The organism is Lentilactobacillus sp. SPB1-3 (assembly GCF_026913205.2).
In the GTDB taxonomy this organism is placed as follows: Bacteria; Bacillota; Bacilli; order Lactobacillales; family Lactobacillaceae; genus Lentilactobacillus; species Lentilactobacillus terminaliae.
The window spans coordinates 504819-526236 of sequence record NZ_CP168151.1 but is presented as its reverse complement, the minus strand read 5'-3'; the positions used below and the strand labels follow the sequence as shown (position 1 = coordinate 526236).

The window sequence follows — 21418 nt, the reverse complement described above, 5'->3', positions numbered from 1 at the left end:
TTATATATACCAATTGTTACTAATAATACATAATGAGATTCCAAACGTCAATCACAACAACCTATAAATTAAAAAAGGCCTATTCCAATATGGAATAGACCAGTTTTAACAATTAATTAATTTTCATTGTTTAATTCTGAAAGGTTTTGTTCTTCATGTGATGGACTAACATCAACCTTATCTAGTGGAATAAGCTTCGTGTGATGCTTGATTTTGTATACCAAATATAGAATGACCACTAATGGAACACTCATATATGTGACCAAAATCTGCGTCCAATCAAAGTTAGCAAATGCTTGTGGATTTTGACCAATAATAACTAATAAACACAAAATCAAACATAGTACTGGACCAAATGGGAACCACTTAGCATGATACTTCAATTCAGATAAATCATGTCCTTGCTTGATGAATGCTCGTCTAAATCGATAATGTGAAATCGCGATTCCAAACCAAGCAATAAATCCAGTTAATCCTGATGCGGCAACTAACCACATGTAAATTTGTGGTCCGGCAATACTAGAAACAAATGTCAATAGTGAAACGAATGTTGTCACCAACAAAGCGTTGTAAGGAATACCATTTGAACCAGTCTTACCAAGAGTTTTTGGTGCATAACCACTATTTGAAAGTGAGTAGAGCATTCTAGTTGAGGCATACATTCCGGAATTAGCGGAAGAAATAACGGAAGTTAAGATAACTGCATTCATGACACTGGCCGCTGCTGCTAAACCAGCCCGTTGAAATACTAACGTAAATGGACTGATGGCAATATCACTAGCACTAGAACCTAATAGTGAGTGGCTAGTGTATGGCAAGATAGCAGCGATCACAGCAATGGCTAAAATATAGAACAAAATGATTCTCCAGAAAACTTCATTGATGGCCTTAGGAACACTGTGTGACGGATCTTGTGATTCACCAGCAGTAATACCAACTAATTCAGTTCCTTGAAATGAAAAACCAGCAACTACGAAAACGGAAATGATTGGTGGAATTCCGCCAACAAATGGGGCATCTTTAATTGAAAAGTTTCTAAGGCCGATAAAATGGCCACCCATAATACCAAAAATAGTTAATAATCCAATTACCAAAAAGATAATAATCGTGACCACTTTGATCAATGACATCCAAAATTCAGTTTCACCAAACGTTTTAACCGACATTGCGTTGATCAAGAAAATCAGCGCTAATGCTACCCCACTCCAAATCCAGGAAGGCACATTTGGCAACCAAAACTTCATAACTAACGCTACGGTACTAACATCGACTGCAACAGTAATTGCCCAGTTAAACCAATAATTCCAGCCCATGGCAAATCCCAATGCTGGATCAACATACTTGGCAGAATAAGCGGCAAAAGAACCTGAAATCGGCATGTTGGTGGCCATTTCACCCAGACTAGTCATTAGGAAATAAACCATCATCCCCATCAAACCGTAGGCTACCAATGCGCCTCCAGGCCCCGCAACACTAATTGCCGAACCACTGGCAACAAACAATCCAGTTCCAATACATCCTCCTAGAGCGATCATCGACACATGTCGTGACTTTAACCCCCGTTGAACCTGATCATTAGCATTATCACTCATAAAAACTCTCTCCCAATCCTTCAAAGTATCATAGAGTTTCAAGTACAAAAAAGACCTTCCTCAAGAATATTGAAGAAGGTCCCTTAATTTCAACATCTTGATAGCACCCCGTAGTATCAAAACTACGACAGTTCTTAACTTATTGAGTTAAGCCCCAATTGATAAATGGAAAGACAATTATCAATTTCGGCGAACATCCCTTTCACTTTCAGTCATCGCTTCTATTCCAGCTCCTGAAAGTTACTCTTAATGTTCGCGCCTCTACTTCGAATATTTATTATTAAATTTTATTACAAGGATGAGTCTACTACTTAAATCAAGTTTTGACAAATTTAATCAAGCTTTCAGTAATGAATCTACTCATTTAATGCTGAAAATGACCAAATGGCCTTATTTTTTTGAGATATCGGATCAAACAATTCTATATCTTTAGTAAATCCAATCCGTTTCAATAAGTTCATCGAACGCTGATTATTCACAAATACTTCAGCTTGTAAATGGTCGATCCCATCATCTAAAATCCAATCGATCAATTTCTTCAAGACGTTAGTCATAATTCCTTGTCCCCAATATAAAGGCGACAAGTAATAACTGAATTCTCGACCTGTTAAGTCAATTTCTCCATCACTAGCAGCCATTTCATTTAACATCACTCCACCAATCACATGCGCTGATGACGTGATCACATACTCATCTGAATTAGCCAGCTCCAATAAAAATTCTGCTTGGGAGTACTGTCCACTGGACTCACCTAATCCTGCCATAATTTCTTTCTCACTGCGCAAAGCTATCACTGCCTCTTGATCCTTGTCATGCATCGGTCTGACTAAAAGATTATTAAATTGAAATTCAGCAACCATTGATGATCTCACTCCTATAAAAAAAGAGACGGTATCCGCCTCTTTTAGATAATTGAATTCGAAAGAAAATTAATTTGTTTTAGTCTAGGAGCATACATTGCGTACAATATCTCAGCTAACTGTAACCAAGTATATGCCACAAAAGCAGCTCCAATAGTATCTGTTGGGTAATGGGCATTTAAATACACTCGTGAAAACATGACCAATGCTAATCCAATAATCAACAAGGTTCTCACTACGATTCTCAGTGTCGCATTACCAATAATTGGCACCACGAAAATCCAGATAATCGCAATTACAATAAACGCACCTAGCACATGCCCACTTGGGAAACTGTATCCATCATCAGAAGCCATATGTAACGGTGGTCGATCACGTTTGACAACGTTCTTGATCAAGAATCCAATTACATCAGCACCAAGTAGAGTGATGATAGAAAACAGTGCTGGAATCTTGTATTTGAAGCCCCATAAGAAGAATGCGATTACTAAAATCCAAAAAATATCCAACTTCGGACTGGCAATAAACGAAATCAGTGTATAAAAGCCTTCCAAGGGTTGACTAACTGCTTTGCCTTGAATTGCCGTGGTGATCATTGAGTCAATAAATTGAAGATAATCAAAATTCATTGATACTGAAACTGTGATAAATGCTGTTAACAAAAAGCTAACAATTAACTTAGCCCATCGATTATGATCAGGTTCGATAAACATATAATCTTCGTCATACATTTAAAAACAATCCTCTCTTAACTTAATACTAAAATTGAGTATATCACAGTTAGCACGAGTTTTAGTCAAATTCAAAATGAACTTTATCACTTTATAATTAAATCAACTAAAAATAAACAGGCATCTTAAACCACATAAACTAAATCAGCTTAAATTATTTTTTAACTGTGACATCACCATTATCAGAAGTTAAATTGTATGAGCTTTTTGCGTATTCACTCTGGTGATGGCCATTCTGTTTACCAAAAATAAACAAATGGCCTGTGGAACTGGCTGCATTAACATTAATTTGTTTAGGGCTTGCGCCGACAACTAAAATATCACCTTCATTAGAACTAGCAGATATTTTTCTACCAGGATTAACCTTATTGATCGTGATATCACCGTCGGTACTTGATACTCGAAGGCTTCTGAATGTCGATTGTTTGATATCAACATTCCCGCTCTTAGAGGTCAATGAACTATTTTTGCTAGTAAACTTGCTATTTTCCGCGTAAATATTACCGTACGTCATATTCGTTGTAAGCATCGGTGCAGTTGTCCGAATCAAGTTCAAGTCACTGCCGTTAGCAAAAGACAACTTTTGTTTAACATTCACCTTATTCAAAGTAATTTTAGCGTCACCGCCAATATTAACTCGGTTAATATTTAAATCTTTTAACGAAATCGAATCAGTCGAAACTCCTGATACAGATTTTAGGACCATCTTCTCTGGGACTGTAATTTGGACCAAAGTTTTATGGTTATCCACTCCAGGCCGTATTTCAAATCCAGTGGAATATTTTTCGTTATCGTTGTCGTTAATTTCCAAAGTTTTTTGGGCGACATTTTTATGAACCTGTGTGCTTGTATAATAATTAACTCGCACGTGCCTCACAGAACCCCTTTTAATAATGACAGGGTCTTCTGATCTAAGTTTGATCGAATTAACATCGGCAAAATTCTTCGTCACATTTTTGCCATCATCAATTTTAAAACCGCCGTCTTTCCAGTAGACATTCTTATTGCCCCCTTTGGCGATTCCAATTCCAAATAACAAGGCTCCTGCAGCTAACAGAATCACCCCAGTAATTAGTGTCTTTTTCATCGAAAATCCTCCCATTTTATGCTCGACGCTTTGAAACAACTTTGCTGTACACCCATTTTGAAAGTTTGGACATTAAGTGCACTATCCAATCAACGATCCATTTCCCTAATGGAATCGCAATCGTAAAGATTCCAAAGATTACCAATCCGATTCCTAGATAGTACATTCCAATCCATCCGTTAGTTGGAATCAAAGTAATTCCAGCAAAAACGGATGCAGCAGCAGCGATTAACAAACCAATTAATAATAGTGCCAAACCAAGTGCAATTCCGAGAACTGCAATCAAAAGACCGATTCCGGTTGCTACCAGTGCAATGGCGATTGGAATCGTAACTGGCGTTGATAGCAGCGCACCGGTAATTAGCCAGATAGTTTTTGCATCTGACTTAGGTTTTTTGTTCGCCTGTTTGCTATCGGCAACAGCATCGTTTTCCTTAATTGAATAATCGGCTAAAATCTTTCTGGCCAGTTGTTTCGGCTGTCCTAACTCGTTAACCGCTTCATCATAACCAGTCAAATTACCATCCTGTAAATACTCAGAATAAAAATCAACGGCGTCTTGTCGTTCTTCATCGTTCAAATCACGTAAATATACTGTTAACTCGTCAATATATCTGTCCATGCTTAATCATTCCCCCCAATTAACAGATCAACTTGGGTTTTAAAAGTTGTCCATTCATCCTTTATTTTTTTAAATTGGTCTCTACCTTGATCAGTAATTCTGTAATACCGTCGATTTCTTCCTTGATATGGCTCATCATAGGTCTCTAAAAAATTGTTCTTAGTTAATCTTCGGAGCACCGGATACATTGTCGATTCAGAAACTGGCAGGTACTCCTGCACTTTTTGAGTCAATGAATAACCATAATAATCGGCTTTGCTGAGCAAAGCCAGCACGCTCCCATCCAGTAATTCAGACGTTATTTGAATAGCCATACTATCACCTCTACAATACTATATGCCATATAACATGATTTCTCATATATCATACATACTAATTTTCAAACCGTCAACACAAAAAAAGAGTGAGACGAATGTCTCACCCTTTTGCTAATAAATTATTTACGACTAACTCGCTTTAAGCGAATGCTTCTTCGAATCTTATTATCAATTTTCAAACACAATTCAGCAACGATGAACCCTAGTGCAATTGCTCCCGCTATCCAAATAACTTCAGACAAATATGAAAATGCAGCTTGATAATGGCCAGTCGCAAAACTCTTGATTGCATTATATGCCTGACCACCTGGAACCAACGGTACTAATCCTGGAACATCAAACAAAATCGCTGGCATTTTCTTAAACCTGGCAAAAATAATGGAACAAATTCCAATTCCTAATCCACCGAGAAAATTAGCCGATCCGATACCACCATTGGCCTGCATCATCATATAGTAGATCAGCCAGCCAATAACGCCATCGATTCCAGCCACGTTTAGGGCCCGATGAGGTAAGTTGACAATAATCCCAAAGCCCACCGAGGCTAGATAAACGCATATTACTTTAATGATAAAATATGTCATTTGCTACTCCTCAGAAAAAATGTAGGCCAATTGCCACCCCAAATCCCAAGGCACAAGCACTAATCAGCGCTTCAATACCACGGGCAGGGCCACTAATCAAATTACCAGACAACGCATCCCTAACAGCATTAGTAATCGGAATCCCAGGCACTAATGGCATCATGGCACCAATGATAATATCATCTGAATGAAATCCCAATCCCAATTTAACGGACATAATGGCGGTTCCAGCAATGACAACAGCCGCTAAAAATTCACTAAGAAAACGAATACGAATATAGATACTCAAAAAGTAATAGATCGACCAGCCAATCATGCCAATAACTCCGGTGGTTATCAGATCCTGGGGATCATTTCTAAAAACCACAACTAATGGTCCTGAAATTAAGGCCGCTCCGAGCATTTGCAACCAGATAGGAAACCGATTAATTATTTCATCGATATGTTTCAATTGGAAATTAAAATCATCGATATCAATTTTTTGCTGTGCAAAATCACGCGATAACTCATTAACTTTCGCTACTTTTTCCATATCAAATTCACGTTTTTCAATTTGACCAACCTTAGCCCCTGCACCATTACTTCCGGACATAATAATCCCAGTTAGGGTTACGTAGGCTGCCACATCGGGTAAACCAGCATTGGTAGCGATACGATTGATGGTGTCATTGACCCGGTTCATCTCAGAGCCACTTTCAATCATGATAGTCCCAGCTAGAACGCAGGTATCAATTACTCGTTGTTCAAATTCATCAAATTCTGCCAAATTATATTCTCCATTATTCGGGTTTAAATATCTTCACCCTGATCATAAATAATATCTTCATCCTTACCACGATTTGCTTCCGCTTGTATAGTTACGTGGCAAATCCCATAGTTCTGGTGCAATAAAGCTTCAATTTCTCGATAAATTGGCTCAGCCTCACTGATCTTCATATCATGTAAATTTACATGGGCCGAGAAAACTATATTATGCTCATCGATCAACCAAGCGTGAACATGGTGGACGTTGTAGACCCCATCGATTTCTAACAAATCAGACTTAATCTGTTCGTAATCAAGTTTTGGCGCCCCTTCCATCAAAATTCGGTTGGTCTGACGAATAATTGGCCAGGATTCATATGCAATATACCCAGCTACTAAAATCGTAACTAACGGATCAACCCAGTTCCAATGAAAAATTTGAATCAAAATTCCACCAACAATAATGGCAACTGACGATAAGGCATCGCTCATGATATGTAGATACGTCGCCTTCATGTTCAGATTATGCTTAGCTCCAGCGTTCAGTAATAAAGCTGACACAGCGTTTGCCAGTAAACCAATAACGGCAACGGTCAACATCAATGGTCCGTCAATTGGTTCAGGATGTGAAAAACGTCTTACCGCCTCAACAATCAAAATAACACAGATGATTACCAAGGCAATCGAGTTTAAAAACGCCGTAATGATCTGCGCTCGTTTATAACCATATGTATTACTTTCATCCTGATTTCTCAAACTAATTCGACTAGCCACGTAGCTTATGACAATGGACAAACTATCTCCTAAATTATGAAAGGCATCAGAAATCAACGATAAACTTCCAGAGAAAACTCCACCAATAAACTCGGCGATCGTTATCAACACATTTAAAACTGTGACAACAAAAAACCTGCTTCTGGACATATCTTCGTGATTGTGACTATGTTCATTCATATTAATCACTCCAATCTAGTCATCATTATCTCATTGATGACCAGACAATTCCACACTCAGTATTAATAATTACAACAAACAAAAAAGGCAAGGACATTCGTCCTTGCCTTCCTTGGAGGGAATCTTACACCTTGCTTTTTAATCAAATTACACTTCGTTTATAATCGAATCCTGACTCAGCTTTAGCTGAGTACTCAAAGTGCCTTGCTCGCACGCTACACATTATCATGTTCTTAAAAAGTTACAATCTAACATCAGTCTACAAACGACAATCCAATTAATTCAACAATGATGGTGTAAGGTTCCCCCTACTGCTAGATTAGCATTACCAATCTAAATTAACAATTGAAATGCTCTTAAGGATGACAACGTTTGAGAACTGTTTTTAATTCAGACATTGAAGTCCCAGTCTCTAGAAAGCTATCAATTGTATTAAGCCAAAAGCGATCAGTATCATCAAGGACAACAGCTTGAGTTTCAGCTGTTAAATGACCGATCAAACCATTCTTGGCATACGCCTCAACAGCAGCCAGTTCAACATTATAACGATGTGCAAATTCACTAATTGATAGTTCCATGTCTTCTTCTCCAAATTTTAAAATACCAGAATATCTTAACAAATTTGGAACAAAAATCAATCCCTTATTCAATCATTCTCCAATTTCCTTCAGCAGCCTTAGAAATTTGATTCAAAAAATGTAGAACACTCTTGGCCCTAGTTTCGTTATGTTCATTTAAAATATTCAATCCTTCACCAGTTATCATTGGCTCACTGAGTGAAAAGCCATCATTGGATTGGTTACCTGTTGAGAAGGCCATAACAGTATTGCCATCCTCAATTTCAGTAATAATAAAGAAGAGACTAAAATCATCGTCTTCCTTCATATAAGCTGGCATTGCCCAAATACCATCAGCAATTTCAACTAATTCTTCATTTTCATATCGATAATCACGATGGTTTTTCTTAGTGATTTTTTTATCAAGTACGAACATCATTTTGGCAAACGCTGGATCACCCATTTTAATATCATCTTGCATAATTGATTCATCCTTTCAAATTAAAAAGGGTGAAAAGATTCAATTACTTAATCTTTTCACTCTCATATCTATTAGTTTAAGCAAACGAAAGGTCCGGTACCACAGCAGGTTTCTGCATATGATAATATTGATGATCACCGATCATTTGAACACCAACATCCTTAAATCCTTTTCGTTCGTACAATTTCTTTGCATTGGGATTTTCAAAATCAACATTTAAACCAATCACTGATTCACCATCATTTTGTGCCATCTCTGGAACAGCATTCAATAATTTCGAACCAATTCCCATTCCTTGATACTCTGGATCGACCGCGATCGAATCCAAATACCATTCATTAGAATTAGTTTCTGAGTCAGAAATCAATGGTTGGTCAAATTCAGCACAGCTTTTAGATAAGTCGTACAAAACTTGATTAACCGCATCTTCGTTATCGCTTGGATAACCAAATGCCACTCCCACAACTTGACCATCGGCCTCGGCCACCACAGTAGTTGCTTTATCTCCCAGATATTCATCTGTTTGATAAGCCCCCGTGATGACCTTCTCTAATCCAGGTTCGGGAACGTCTTCAAGTTCGCTTAATTCCATCTCATCAAAAATAATATCTATCAGCGGCGCTATCTGGCCTGCGTCATCTTGCTGTGCTTCTCTAATGGTTATCAAAAAAATCCTCCTAAAATTAAATCATTCATCATATTCATAAGCAAAAGGATACCTATAATCACAGAATTTGTCAAAGCCTTCGGTCGATTATTATATTTCTTTATCCTTTTGCAAACTATCTACTTCGTTTCTGATCTGCCCGAGAATCTCAATTTCAAGCTTTTGAATCTCCAAAGTATGTGGGATTTGGTTCTGAGCCAGATTATCTAACTTAGCGTGCAAAATTCTTAGCTCATGCTCTGATTTCAAGTTTACGTGATAATCATTTTCTGAATTCATTCGATCACGATCTGCAGCTCGATTCTGACTCATCATAATGATAGGAGCTTGAATCGCTGCAATACAGCTCAGTGCCAAATTAAGTAAGATAAAAGGAAACGGATCAAAGTGAACGCCAAATAAACTTAGGCCATTAATCAGCATCCAGACAATCAGGACAAGTGAGAATATCAAAATAAATCCCCAGCTACCACCGAATCGCGCCACAGCATCAGAAACCCTTTGCCCAACAGTCAAACTTTTATTCAAAGTATCATTCACATCAATGATGTCATAGTCGTCACTTTGCATCGCCTTTGTCAAACGACGATTAATTTTATTAGTTTGCTTAACATCTGCATTGATCAATCCATCCACCCGCATTAACTGATACTTAAGCAAATGGTGATCACAAATAAAATCAGTAACCTTTGCTTCAGGATACTCACCCTTAATTAAATTTCTAACAGCTGGGTCTAGTTCCCTAAGCAATCGCCCATCTGTGATTAGATGAGCACGGTGATCAACGATACATGTAACTTGTTGTTCTTGTGCCATCAAATTTCCTCCTAAAAATTCAATAAAAAAAGTCTTACCAACATTATATCAGTAAGACTTCATTATTAATTTAAATTTTAAAAACTGGGTAATCTCCAACAGCTTAACCGTTAACTATGCTTTGACAAAATCTCTTTTGGCATCTAGAAGAGCGGTCTTTAAAGCTCGAATGTGTTCTGCAGTTTCCTCGTTTTGCTTGGATGAATTCATCCAAGTTAACACGCTTAAGTTAGTTTCCATTTCAGCAATAATTTTTTGAATGGCCTGTTCAGATTCTCCATTGGTAGACATATCTAGTGTCCTCCTAATATTTGATAACGTTATCATAACCGAAATAACAGTTAATCTCAACAGAACGAACCGTCTTTTCATCTATTTATAATTTTTTCACAAAGTCGGCAATAAAGTCCCTTACCTATCAAGTCTTAAATGAGAAACTTACTAATCAAAATATTGTTTCATGTCAGCTGGAACGTCCGCCTCAACTGCCAATTTCTCACCAGAAAACGGATTGTCAAAAGACAATCTACCAGCATGCAGTGCCTGACGCTGAATTCCAAGATCCATCGGTCCTGAATATAATTCATCGCCTAATAATGGATGATCAATCGATGCAAAATGCACTCTAATTTGATGCGTCCTTCCGGTATGTATCACAACTCTCACTGTCGTGTAACTTTCGTGATCCTGAATCTTCCAATATTCAGTACGAGCAAACTTACCATCAGGTGAAATGGTTTGTCCAAAACCAGTTTCTCGCTTACCAATTGGCTTATTAATTTCCGCGTGATCAGCTAGTCCGGTACCGGAAGCAACAGCGACATACTCCTTGAAAAGCTGGTTATCCTCCATCAACTGATTGGCAAGACTATTAGCTAGTCGGTGTTTAGCAATCAAAACGACTCCACTAGTGAATCGATCTAATCTAGTAATAATATGGGGAACTAAATTTTCTTCATTATTAGACAACCAGTGACCTTTAATTCTATTAACTAAAGTATCATCTCGATTGGCAGGTCCGGGAACGACTGTTAATCCGGCGGGTTTATTAACCAGTAACCAATTCTGATCTTCATACATAATCGTCAATTCACCGTCACTGGCTGCAATATTAGGATCACTTTGTTCTGGTGGAAACTCCACAGTAACAACATCCCCCTCGCTAACTCTCACATCAGTAACCAATTGATGATTAAGGTAGAAGCTACCTTCCCCATCTCGCAGATCTTTATACATCCTGTGACTGACTCCGACGCTGTTTAAAAATTTCTTTAATGGTTCTGTCGGTCCTTCATTATATTCAAAATCAATCTTCATCGATTATTTTTCCTCGCTCACTGGCTTTGATTTAAATTTATTTTCAATTATTTAATTGCGTGCGTAATTATATCATATTCATGATTTTTAAATTTTGTCAGGAATCAAAGCAAAAAATATTATTGTGCACAATTCTTTTTTTAATGCCCTTTTCGTTGATGAGCTTAGGGTTTAGTAGTGTAAATATATTCACAAAGTAAAAATTCCCAATATTAACCCTTTAATGCGCTTACATTCTGGGATATAATGAAATTACAAGTTCACCTTGTGAACTAGTTATTTACTTATTTTGGGGAGGAATTTAATATGAAAATCGCTGTAATCGGATGTACTCACGCTGGAACATTCGCAATAAAAACGGTATTGGCAGAGCATCCTGATGCTGAAGTCACAGTTTATGAAAAAAATGATAACATTTCATTTCTTTCATGTGGTATCGCCCTTTATCTCGGGGGAGAGGTTAAGGATCCACAAGGATTGTTCTATTCAAGTCCTGAAGAACTTAGTAAATTAGGTGCAACCGTTAAGATGCAACACTCCGTTGAAAATGTTGATCCTGACAAAAAGGAATTAACTGTTAAAAATCTTGAAGATAACACTGAATTTACTGATACCTACGATAAATTAGTTGTTACCAGCGGTTCATGGCCAGTTATTCCTCCAATTCCTGGAGTAGATAATAAAAATGTTTACCTTTGCAAAAACTACGGTCATGCTAAAGCACTCTTCGAAAGAGCTAAAGATGCTAAAAGAATCATTGTCATCGGTGCTGGTTACATTGGTGCAGAGCTGGCTGAAGCATACAGTAAGACTGACCACGAAGTTACCTTGCTTGATGGTGCCGATCGTGTAATGCCAAAATACTTTGACAGTGAATTCACTGACGTCATTGAAAAAGATTTCAGAGACCACGGAGTAACCTTAGGTCTAGGCGAAAAAGTTCAAGAAATTTCCGGTGATGACGTTGCCACAGTTAAAACTGATAAAAACACTTATGAAGCTGACTTAGTAGTTCTTTGTGTCGGCTTCAGACCAAATAATGATTTAGTGAAAGGCAAATTAGATACCACTGACAATGGCGCATTGATCACTAATGATTACATGCAGACATCAAATCCTGATATTTACGCTGCCGGTGATAGTGTTGCTGTTCATTACAACCCTACTCATGGTTTAGCTTACATTCCACTAGCTACTAATGCGGTTCGTCAAGGTATCCTAGTTGGTAAAAACATTGAAACACCAACAGTTAAATACATTGGTACTCAATCATCATCAGGTTTGAAGCTTTACGATAACATCATGGTTTCAACTGGATTGACACTTGATTCTGCCAAGAAAGCTGGCATCAATGCCGACCGAGTTATCGTTAAAGATAATTATCGTCCAGAATTTATGCCTACAACTGCAGAAGTCTTAATGTCATTAGTTTATGATAAAGACAGTCGTAAAATTCTCGGTGGTTCATTAATGAGTACCTACGATATTTCTCAATCAGCTAACACCTTGTCTGTATGTATCCAAGATGGTGACACCATTGATGAATTAGCCATGGTCGACATGCTCTTCCAGCCACAATTTGACCGACCATTCAACTATCTCAACATCTTGGCACAGGCTGCTCAAACTCAAGCTGACAAATAATCAGGCTTTCAATGAGTAAGTCACAACAGAAAATGATATAATTCAATTGAATTTCAGCCAAAGTTGATCATCTTATTGAAAAGCTTTGGGCCCCATCAATCATTCTATTTGTTTAGGTTGATGGGGTTTTATTTAAAACTAAATTCTAAGGAGAATTCATATGGCAGACAATTTTATCGTAACTACAACTGAAAACATCCCTGGCAAAAATTACGAGATCATCGGCGAAGTATTTGGTCTCACCACTCAATCTAAAAACGTCGTTCGTAACTTGGGTGCTAATCTTAAAAACATTGTTGGTGGGGAAATCAAAGCTTACACCGAAATGTTGGATGATGCCCGAAATGTCGCCGTGGATAGATTAAAGGATAATGCTAAAAATATGGGGGCCGATGCAGTGGTCATGATGCGCTTTGATTCCGGCTCAATCGGCACAGATATGCAGTCAGTGGCTGCATATGGTACCGCAGTTAAATTCAAATAAACAATCAGTTATTAAAACGTCCCCCATAAATATGGGAGACGTTTTTTGTTTTAACTAGCAATTCGGGATGTATCTGAGATTAATCTATAGTATGGTTAAAGATAGCATATTTACAAGGAGTTTTACTATGGACGAATTATTAATTGCATTGTTTGCCATCTTCGGTGGGATGGCAAGACTGGGTATTGATACTTTACTGCCAATCGCAGTTTTTCCAGTACCCACAATGCTCATCAATTTAATTGGCTGTTTTTTACTTGCCTTCATTAACGCCACCATTGCAATTTCCCAGAAGTTTCCCGCCCAGTTATCTTTGGCTATGGGAACGGGAATGATTGGTGCCTTTACTACTTTTTCAACCTTCAGCTTAGAAATTGTCAAACTAATCATTAACCATCATTTATTCGTTGCAGCTGTGTACCTAATCGTCAGCATCGTCCTCGGAATTATAATGGCTTGGTTGGGTGATTTTATCGGTAAAAAAATCACCTCACAAAAAATGCGAGGTGATCAGTAATGAATCTGTATCTATTGATTGGATTGGGAGCTGCTATTGGTGCAGTTACCCGTTACGACGTTACCAAAGCTATCAACCGAAAATTTGAAACAGAATTTCCAACTGCCACTCTTACCATCAATCTTCTGGGCTCATTTATTATCGGCGTTTTGACCACCATGCTGATAAATAATCCCAACTGGTTAACATTATTAGGAACCGGATTTTGTGGTGGCTTCACGACTTTTTCTACAATGGCCAATGAGTGTCTAACGTTGTTGCAACAACACTCGTATCGATCATTAGGCTGGTATTTAGCACTCACAATAGTCGGCGGAGTAAGCCTTGCAGCAATCGGTCTTGCTATTTAGGATGAATTCGAGTTTTGATATACCAACGGAATATCACCCCACCATAATTGGCCATCAATTCAACATATTCCTTTGAATCAACATTTCCGTTGTACATTAGTAATTCATAGTCAGTTTTACCTTCTGTAAGAGTAAAGACTGCCGGGATAAATTCATTTTTCAAATAAAATTGCTTTCGTTTAAGCCGTTGCTCGTAATTGGGAGCGGCTTTTTTTACTTCTTCAATTATTAAAGCCAGTTTATTACCAGCATATTTTTGCTTAATGGCTGTTAACGCTTGGCTACCATAACCTTTAGAACGATTATTAGGGTCAATTGCTAAGAAAAATACATAAGTCAGACGCTGATACGTAATGCAGTAAGTCAGTCCGACCCAACGATTATCGTCATAAATTCCCCAAAAATCTAAATTTTCCCGCTTAGCTTTTCTCAATAAGTACCATAGTGGAATTTGCTCGTCCTTAGGAAATGAATGTTTAAACAGATACTTTACCTTCGCAAAATCAGTTGATTGCCGATTAATGGTAATTAACTTAAGACTCATATAGTCCTCCCTTTTTCTGAATGTTATGAACCATAATGCCAGATTCGTGGCAAAATGTCATCTATTATTAGCGAGTTTAAAGTTCAAAACAACAGGATTATGGTCAGAATGTGCAAAATGCAAATTTTTGACGTGAACTTTTTCAGGAATCACATTTTTAGAAACGATAAATCCATCAGCAAATGAAACGTATGTTTTCCCCTGCCTGTATACCATGTTGTTATTTCTGACTGACGGAATTTCAGCCTGTCGCAAACCCTTAGTTACTAACTTAAATTCATGAGGAATTTTGGCCACCGGAAACGGATGCGTCCAGCTTAAACGTTTGGCCGTGGTATGAAATACACTGGGACTATTTTGCAGCATGTCATGATTGTAGTCACCGCCGACAATAACGTAATTACCATTTCTGGCTTCGGTTTTCATACGATTGAAAACCTTGGTTAATTGAGCATTCATGACTTTTTGATTCTTTGTAAAGGCAGACAAGTGCACATTGATCAATGATAATGTTTTGCCATTACTTACTGGTATTCTTGTCACCGAAATTGCCCGGTCTAAATCAACAATTTTACTGAGGTTCGTATCAATTGGTAATTGATACCGCGTACTGTTAGTCATTTTGGTTTTGGTTAACGTCACAATACCAGATTTGGCTCGGCCAATCGGTCGCGTAATCGGATAGAATAAGTAAGCCGAATCATAGTTTTGGACGAAAACATGTGAATAGGCTGGCAAGTTTTGGGACAACCACCGATATTCGTTCACATGGTGGGAACGGTCTCCGTCAGTATCAACTTCTTGAAAGAGCATTAAATCAGGATTTTCTGATTTCACGGCGCTCACAAATGCGTTCATGCCTTGCTCTACACTGCGTTTACTAAATGCGCGCGAATAATACCCACCGTCCATAAAAAAGGTGTAATTGTGTGGATACGAACCATAGCCAATATTAAAGGTCATCGCCTTATATGATTTACCCACCCGCAACTCTTGGTTACTTCGATTAACAACGGCCAACTTCTGATTATCTGGAACTCGATGATAACTCCCAAACACATACCCCACATAACCACCAATAATCAGTAACAAAACCACCACGACAGCAAGGATCAATTTAATTATCTTCTTCATCATCTATCTCCCCATTACAAATCAATTTAAAAGACCCATTACTTTTTGTAATGGGTCTTTTTTGTTTATGAGATTCGGTGTCTAACCGATCTGATCATTGCAAACCCAAGCATCACGGTCACTACCGCTGTTGCCATTAAAATCAACATTGTCACTGTCCAACCATTGAAGACTCCTTCAAGAATACCAATTAAGGTTGGGCCAACACTAGCCAATAAATAGCCGATTGCTTGAACTAATCCTCCGATAGCACCAGCGTCTTGTGGCGTATCCGAAATCACAGAAATCATGGTTAATGAAAGTGAAAAAGATGCGGATGTGGTAATTCCAATGATGGCACATGCGATTATTTGTAAAATCACATTGCTACCACCAAATGTCAAAATACCAATTCCGGATAGATATCCCGCAAGCAATAATGTCATTACCATTACCAGCTTACCGCGACTTTCAGCTGCTCGAGGTACAAAGTAAGCAAATGGTACTCCGGTTAACTGAAAGACACCAAACAAGATACCAGCGGTAGAAGTCGAAATTCCGTTTGCGGTCAACACACTAGGTACCCAGGCAACTAATGTATAAAACACAAATGACTGCATCCCCATAAATCCAGCTAACATCCAAATTTCTGGCTTTTTCCAATGCTTCGGACGCTGTTGTCCGAACTCAGCACGTTTTGATTCATTAGATTGTTGATTGGGATTTTGTCCCACGAATAGCCAACAAACAAAAGCAATAATTGCAGGAATAGAAAATAATTGAATCGTGAATTGCCACCCCAGTGAATTAGCAATTGGCACAGCAATCGCTCCAGCAACTGCCGATAATAAGCTTAAAGATGAAGTGTAAATTCCGTTAAGCTTGGCCGATTGTTCCGGATGCCACTCAACAATTAGGGTTGGCATTAGCACGTTCAACATTGAAATTGCCGCACCAACCAGAATGGTCCCTGCAAACAAACTCCATGTTGTATAAACTCTTAAAATGTTTGCCACTGCTAATAATAACAAGGCAATTTTTAGTGTCATACTAGTGCCAATTCGATCGATCATTTTAGAAACTAGAATTGATAGTCCTGCAAAACAAAGTAGTGGAATGGTGGTTAATATTCCCATTTGACCATTACTTAATTTTAAGGACGATTGAATCGTACTGACCAATGGTGGCAGGCCGGTAATAGCTAGCCTTAAGTTGGCGGCTAGCATGAAAATCATAAATGTAAAATTGATGCCTTTACGTGAATTACTCATAAACTAAACGAACCTCCTAAATCATTTTCTGTTGATTAACTTAATCGATTTTGCTCTTAACGACTAAGCTTAACATCACACATATTAATGTGACAAGTTCAGAAAGAATCTAGGATATAAAAAACGTCCAGATTTTTTCTGAACGCCTTTTGGACTGTTATTAAAGATCTGATACCTGTTCTTTATAATGCTTGGCTTCTTGAGCCTTGAAACCCGCTTCGCTTAACTTATTAACTACCTGTTGACCATCAACTTGATCAACATGAATTTCCACGATTTTTAAAGCATCTTGATGGGTAACCATTAAAGTTTGAATATTTAAGTCATTGTTTTTCATTATCTCGCCAATTTCAAAAATAATGCCGGGATGATCCTGAGCCACAAAAACTTGGACGGCTGTGGCGTTCTCCGCATAGTCAGTGACATCCAAAAAGGCATCTAAAATATCATTATTAGTAATGATGCCAACCAATTCATCATCATTCATAACTGGCAGAACCCCAATTTGAGATTGTCTCATCACGTAAATTGCATCTTCTAAAAATGCGTCTTGATTAACTGTTTTGACATTTTTAGACATCACATCCACTACTGTCATCTTATTCAATAGATACGTTATTTCATAGATGGACAAACTCGTAGCCTCTGAAGGTGTTGCCCTCTCAATGTCTCTTTGAGTAATAATTCCCACTAATTTGCCACTACTTAATACTGGTAACCGATGAATGTTTTGCTCCTTCATTATACTAATTGCTACGTTGATTTTTGTATCTGGTGTCACTGTACTAACTTTTTTGGTCATGAAATCCGCTACACTCATCTTGTTAGCCTCCTAAGTATGCTTTTTGAACGTCGCTATTAGCTAATAGTTCGTCACCGGTTCCGGTCAATTGAATTTCACCAGTCGCTACAACGTAAGCTCGATCAGAGATCGATAATGCTTTCTTAGCGTTCTGTTCAATCAGAAGCACCGTAGTACCAGCTTGATTAATCTCTTTGATAATATCGAAAATTTCATTAATAAAAATCGGTGCTAACCCCATTGAAGGCTCATCTAACAAAATTAATTTCGGATTGGCCATCAGAGCACGCCCCATAACTAACATTTGTTGTTCGCCACCTGATAACGTCGCGGCATCTTGATTTATCCGTTCCTTCAATATAGGGAACCGCTCAAATACCTGAGCATAATTCTTTTGAACCTGTTGTTTACCTTTAGTTAAGAAAGCCCCCATTTGCAAGTTTTCCATCACTGATAATCCAGCAAACACGTGCCGTCCCTCTGGAACTTGAGAAATTCCGGCACCGACAATTTTAGGAGCACTTATCTTTTGAATATTCTTACCGAGATAGGTAATTGAGCCACTCTTGGCTTTAAGTAAACCCGAAATAGTTTTTAAAATGGTGGTTTTTCCAGCTCCATTAGCACCAATCAAAGAAACGATTTCTCCTTGATTGACTTCAAACGAAACATCTTTAACAGCGTTAATCACGCCATAATTGACGCTTAAATTATCTACTTTCAGCATGATTAACCTTCCTCTCCCAAGTATGCGGTAATAACATCTTGATTGTGTTTAATATATTCCGGGCTACCTGAAGCAAGCAACGAGCCATGGTTCAGTACATATATTCTCTGAGCCACATTCATGACTAATGACATGTCATGCTCGATCAATAGAATCGTAATATGAAATGTTTTTTGAATCTTTAAGATTAAACGAGTTAATTCAGCAGTTTCTTCAGGGTTCATCCCTGCAGCTGGTTCATCTAAAAATAAAATCTCTGGTTTAGTAGCTAAGGCACGAACGATTTCTAATCGCCGTTGAACTCCGTATGGTAAGTTCTTGGCTTTAGTATCTAATTGATCAGTCAAATCAAAGATCGCCAATAATTCAATCGCCTCTCGCTTCATTTCATCTTCAGTCTTATAAAAATGCAGTGTTCTAAAGATTGAATGAATGAATCCTTCATTATATCGACTAGTCATTGCAATCATCACATTGTCTAAAACTGATAAATCTTTGAACAGCCGAATATTTTGAAATGTTCGAGACATTCCCATTTGCGCTACTTTATATGCTGGTACCTTATTCAAAGACTGGGTGCCGTTTTTTCCTGTAAGAACTATTGAACCTGACGAAGGTGAAATCACACCTGTCAGTAAGGTAAACAGTGTGGTTTTACCGGCCCCATTAGGTCCAATCAAGGCAACTAACTCATCACTATCTAAATACATCGAGACATCTGAAACGGCCGTTAAACCACCAAAATTTTTAATTAAGTGATCAACTTTCAGCAAGTTTGTCATTCAGACACCTCCTTTGGTTTTCGGTTAAATATTTTGGCGAGTGATAATTCCCATGTCCCTAGTAATCCTGATGGTTTGAAAACCATAATCAAAATCAGGGCCAGTGCGTAAATGACCATTCGCAAAGCGCCAAAATTTTGTAAAACTGTGTCAATAACTCCCAGAACAACTGCAGCTACAAACGTTCCTGTAATACTGCCAACACCACCAAGGACAACAATAATCAGTACAGAAATAGATGCCATGATATTAAAATCATTCGGACTGATCGTCTGAAGATAAGATGCTCGAAGTGAGCCGGCAATTGCGGCTGTGGATGCTCCAAGTACAAAAGCAGATAGTTTCCATTTAAAAACATTGATACCAACAGATTCGGCGGCAATTTCATCTTCTCGAACAGACTTAACTGCTCGGCCACCTTGGCTTCGAATAAAGTTCAAAATTACGATTGTTGTGAGACAAACCATCACATAAACGGTTGGCCAATTGGCTAGTGCGGGAATATTGAAAATTCCTGCCGCCCCTCCTGTGATTTTTAAGTTGTTAATGATGATGCGAATAATTTCAGCAGCACCCATAGTAGCAATTGCTAAGTAATCGCCTCGCAAACGCAAAGTCGGGATACCAACGATCAGTGCCACTATGATCGTCAAAACAATGCCCACGATTAAGGCAATGTAAAAGCCAACTGGTGTTTCAACACTACTAGTAATAATCGCCGTCGCATATGCGCCGATAGCCATAAACCCAGCATGACCTAATGAGAATTGACCAGCAAAACCAATGATCAAGTTCAAACCTGTCGCCAAAATAATGTTGATACCAATCATCACCAGCATATTTTCAATAAAGGCATTGATGACGCCCACTAAAATCAGCGTATTCATCAAGTAAAAGCCAGCAACCATGATTACTAACCATGCCAGATTGGTTTTCCAATTTATTTTCATCAGTTTCACCTACACTTTTTCCTTCATGTTTTTACCAAAAATTCCTGCTGGTAATACCAAGAGAATAATAATTAAAACTCCGTACACAACCGCATCTTTATATGCGGATAATCCAATTGATTGAAAGAGTGTTTCAAGGATTCCAATCAAGAAGCCACCGACTGATGCTCCTGGAACCGAACCGATTCCTCCTAGCACCGCAGCTACGAATGCTTTGATTCCTGGTGTCATCCCCATCAATGGATCGATCGAATTGTAGTAAAGTCCAATCAATACTCCAGCTGCTCCAGCGAGTGAGGAGCCCAAGGCAAATGTGAATGAAATAGTCCGATTAATGTTAATTCCCACCATTTCAGCAGCATCAGAATCAACTGAAACAGCTCGCATCGCTTTGCCCATCTTGGTGCGTTTAATAATTAATTGGAGAAGAATCATCAAAACACATGCGGTGACCAAAATCAGGATTTGAATATTCGAGATCAAAACACCACCGATGTTGTAATTATGCTGGGTGATAATTTGGGGAAAGTCCCGCGTATCAGAAGTAAAGAAGTAAGACATTCCGTTCTCTAACAAAAATGAAACTCCAATTGCAGTAATCAACGCAGTGATTCGAGGAGCATGTCGTAAAGGTCGATAAGCGAAATATTCAATCACGACACCACTGATTGCACCCACGATCATTGAACTTAACAAAGCTTCAATAAAGCTAAAATGCCAAGTATTGATAGAGTAGTATCCCCAAAAGGCTCCCAACATATAGATGTCACCGTGAGCAAAATTAATCAGTTTGATGATGCCATAAACCATCGTGTAGCCTAGGGCAAGCAAGGCATAGATGCTTCCGAGTGATAAGCCATTAATAACCTGCTGAAAAAATGTCTGCAATATTCTCTCCTCCTTGA

27 protein-coding genes and 1 riboswitch are annotated in these 21418 nt (G+C 38.3%); of the genes, 4 read left to right on the top strand and 23 right to left on the bottom strand.

Annotated features, from left to right (window positions below; translation table 11 throughout):
- Window positions 1-116: 116 nt before the first annotated feature.
- From O0236_RS02515 to O0236_RS02445, 15 genes are all read right to left on the bottom strand, one after another.
- A complete protein-coding gene (locus tag O0236_RS02515; protein WP_268912611.1) occupies window positions 117-1592 on the bottom strand; it encodes an amino acid permease in 1476 nt (491 codons plus the stop codon).
- A gap of 93 nt (window positions 1593-1685) precedes the next feature.
- Window positions 1686-1864: riboswitch (Lysine riboswitch) on the bottom strand.
- Window positions 1865-1948: 84 nt separating this feature from the next.
- Window positions 1949-2452 (bottom strand): GNAT family N-acetyltransferase, encoded by a 504-nt coding sequence (locus tag O0236_RS02510; RefSeq protein WP_268912610.1) that lies wholly within the window; start codon window positions 2450-2452, stop codon window positions 1949-1951.
- A 44-nt stretch (window positions 2453-2496) separates the two neighbouring features.
- On the bottom strand, window positions 2497-3183 hold the full coding sequence (locus tag O0236_RS02505) for a phosphatase PAP2 family protein (protein ID WP_268912609.1): 687 nt from the start codon (window positions 3181-3183) through the stop codon (window positions 2497-2499).
- Window positions 3184-3337: 154 nt separating this feature from the next.
- Window positions 3338-4270: a DUF4097 family beta strand repeat-containing protein gene (locus tag O0236_RS02500; RefSeq protein WP_268912608.1), complete on the bottom strand. Its 933-nt coding sequence runs from the start codon at window positions 4268-4270 to the stop codon at window positions 3338-3340.
- Window positions 4271-4286: 16 nt separating this feature from the next.
- Window positions 4287-4892, bottom strand: coding sequence for a DUF1700 domain-containing protein (locus tag O0236_RS02495; protein ID WP_268912607.1), 606 nt, complete (start codon window positions 4890-4892; stop codon window positions 4287-4289).
- Between the two features lie 2 nt (window positions 4893-4894).
- A complete protein-coding gene (locus tag O0236_RS02490) occupies window positions 4895-5206 on the bottom strand; it encodes a PadR family transcriptional regulator (RefSeq protein WP_268912606.1) in 312 nt (103 codons plus the stop codon).
- Window positions 5207-5328: 122 nt separating this feature from the next.
- The gene (locus O0236_RS02485; RefSeq protein WP_268912605.1) at window positions 5329-5793 is read right to left on the bottom strand and encodes a threonine/serine exporter family protein; all 465 of its coding nucleotides are present in this window, start codon (window positions 5791-5793) and stop codon (window positions 5329-5331) included.
- A 10-nt stretch (window positions 5794-5803) separates the two neighbouring features.
- Window positions 5804-6559, bottom strand: a complete 756-nt coding sequence (locus tag O0236_RS02480) for a threonine/serine exporter family protein (protein ID WP_268912604.1) — start codon at window positions 6557-6559, stop codon at window positions 5804-5806.
- A 23-nt stretch (window positions 6560-6582) separates the two neighbouring features.
- Window positions 6583-7491, bottom strand: coding sequence for a cation diffusion facilitator family transporter (locus O0236_RS02475; protein WP_268912603.1), 909 nt, complete (start codon window positions 7489-7491; stop codon window positions 6583-6585).
- Between the two features lie 356 nt (window positions 7492-7847).
- The gene (locus O0236_RS02470; protein WP_268912602.1) at window positions 7848-8069 is read right to left on the bottom strand and encodes a MerR family transcriptional regulator; all 222 of its coding nucleotides are present in this window, start codon (window positions 8067-8069) and stop codon (window positions 7848-7850) included.
- Between the two features lie 64 nt (window positions 8070-8133).
- Window positions 8134-8529, bottom strand: a complete 396-nt coding sequence (locus O0236_RS02465; protein WP_268912601.1) for a hypothetical protein — start codon at window positions 8527-8529, stop codon at window positions 8134-8136.
- A gap of 76 nt (window positions 8530-8605) precedes the next feature.
- Window positions 8606-9196: a GNAT family N-acetyltransferase gene (locus tag O0236_RS02460; RefSeq protein ID WP_268912600.1), complete on the bottom strand. Its 591-nt coding sequence runs from the start codon at window positions 9194-9196 to the stop codon at window positions 8606-8608.
- A 90-nt stretch (window positions 9197-9286) separates the two neighbouring features.
- Complete coding sequence (locus O0236_RS02455; protein WP_268912599.1) at window positions 9287-10012, bottom strand: DUF1003 domain-containing protein; 726 nt, start codon at window positions 10010-10012, stop codon at window positions 9287-9289.
- A gap of 114 nt (window positions 10013-10126) precedes the next feature.
- Window positions 10127-10303, bottom strand: a complete 177-nt coding sequence (locus O0236_RS02450; RefSeq protein WP_268912598.1) for a hypothetical protein — start codon at window positions 10301-10303, stop codon at window positions 10127-10129.
- A 150-nt stretch (window positions 10304-10453) separates the two neighbouring features.
- On the bottom strand, window positions 10454-11329 hold the full coding sequence (locus O0236_RS02445) for an RluA family pseudouridine synthase (protein ID WP_268912597.1): 876 nt from the start codon (window positions 11327-11329) through the stop codon (window positions 10454-10456).
- 306 nt (window positions 11330-11635) lie between these two features.
- Between O0236_RS02445 and O0236_RS02440 the strand changes: the two genes are divergently transcribed.
- The 4 genes from O0236_RS02440 to crcB all read left to right on the top strand — a co-directional run bounded on the left by O0236_RS02440 (window position 11636) and on the right by crcB (window position 14324).
- Window positions 11636-12973 (top strand): FAD-dependent oxidoreductase, encoded by a 1338-nt coding sequence (locus O0236_RS02440; protein WP_268912596.1) that lies wholly within the window; start codon window positions 11636-11638, stop codon window positions 12971-12973.
- A 160-nt stretch (window positions 12974-13133) separates the two neighbouring features.
- Window positions 13134-13457, top strand: a complete 324-nt coding sequence (locus O0236_RS02435; protein ID WP_268912595.1) for a heavy metal-binding domain-containing protein — start codon at window positions 13134-13136, stop codon at window positions 13455-13457.
- Between the two features lie 127 nt (window positions 13458-13584).
- The gene (locus O0236_RS02430) at window positions 13585-13974 is read left to right on the top strand and encodes a fluoride efflux transporter FluC (protein ID WP_268912594.1); all 390 of its coding nucleotides are present in this window, start codon (window positions 13585-13587) and stop codon (window positions 13972-13974) included.
- A complete protein-coding gene (gene crcB / locus O0236_RS02425) occupies window positions 13974-14324 on the top strand; it encodes a fluoride efflux transporter CrcB (RefSeq protein WP_268912593.1) in 351 nt (116 codons plus the stop codon). The genes O0236_RS02430 and crcB overlap by 1 nt, the downstream gene beginning before the upstream one ends.
- Here the strand turns inward: crcB and O0236_RS02420 are convergent.
- The 8 genes from O0236_RS02420 to O0236_RS02385 form a co-directional block, all read right to left on the bottom strand.
- Complete coding sequence (locus O0236_RS02420) at window positions 14317-14868, bottom strand: GNAT family N-acetyltransferase (RefSeq protein WP_268912592.1); 552 nt, start codon at window positions 14866-14868, stop codon at window positions 14317-14319. The two genes, crcB and O0236_RS02420, sit on opposite strands and share 8 nt — an antisense overlap.
- Before the next feature lie 57 nt (window positions 14869-14925).
- Entirely contained in the window at window positions 14926-16002 is a 1077-nt protein-coding gene (locus tag O0236_RS02415; RefSeq protein ID WP_268912591.1) for an endonuclease/exonuclease/phosphatase family protein, read from the bottom strand.
- Between the two features lie 65 nt (window positions 16003-16067).
- Complete coding sequence (locus tag O0236_RS02410; RefSeq protein ID WP_268912590.1) at window positions 16068-17252, bottom strand: MFS transporter; 1185 nt, start codon at window positions 17250-17252, stop codon at window positions 16068-16070.
- A gap of 160 nt (window positions 17253-17412) precedes the next feature.
- Window positions 17413-18072 carry a CBS domain-containing protein gene (locus O0236_RS02405; protein ID WP_268912589.1) on the bottom strand — a complete coding sequence of 220 codons (660 nt, stop codon included), beginning with the start codon at window positions 18070-18072 and terminating at the stop codon, window positions 17413-17415.
- 4 nt (window positions 18073-18076) lie between these two features.
- Complete coding sequence (locus O0236_RS02400; protein WP_268912588.1) at window positions 18077-18781, bottom strand: ABC transporter ATP-binding protein; 705 nt, start codon at window positions 18779-18781, stop codon at window positions 18077-18079.
- A 2-nt stretch (window positions 18782-18783) separates the two neighbouring features.
- A complete protein-coding gene (locus O0236_RS02395) occupies window positions 18784-19563 on the bottom strand; it encodes an ABC transporter ATP-binding protein (protein ID WP_268912587.1) in 780 nt (259 codons plus the stop codon).
- Entirely contained in the window at window positions 19560-20513 is a 954-nt protein-coding gene (locus O0236_RS02390) for a branched-chain amino acid ABC transporter permease (protein WP_268912586.1), read from the bottom strand. Before O0236_RS02390 ends, O0236_RS02395 begins: the two co-directional genes overlap by 4 nt.
- A 9-nt stretch (window positions 20514-20522) precedes the next feature.
- Window positions 20523-21401, bottom strand: a complete 879-nt coding sequence (locus O0236_RS02385) for a branched-chain amino acid ABC transporter permease (protein WP_268912585.1) — start codon at window positions 21399-21401, stop codon at window positions 20523-20525.
- Window positions 21402-21418: the final 17 nt, after the last annotated feature.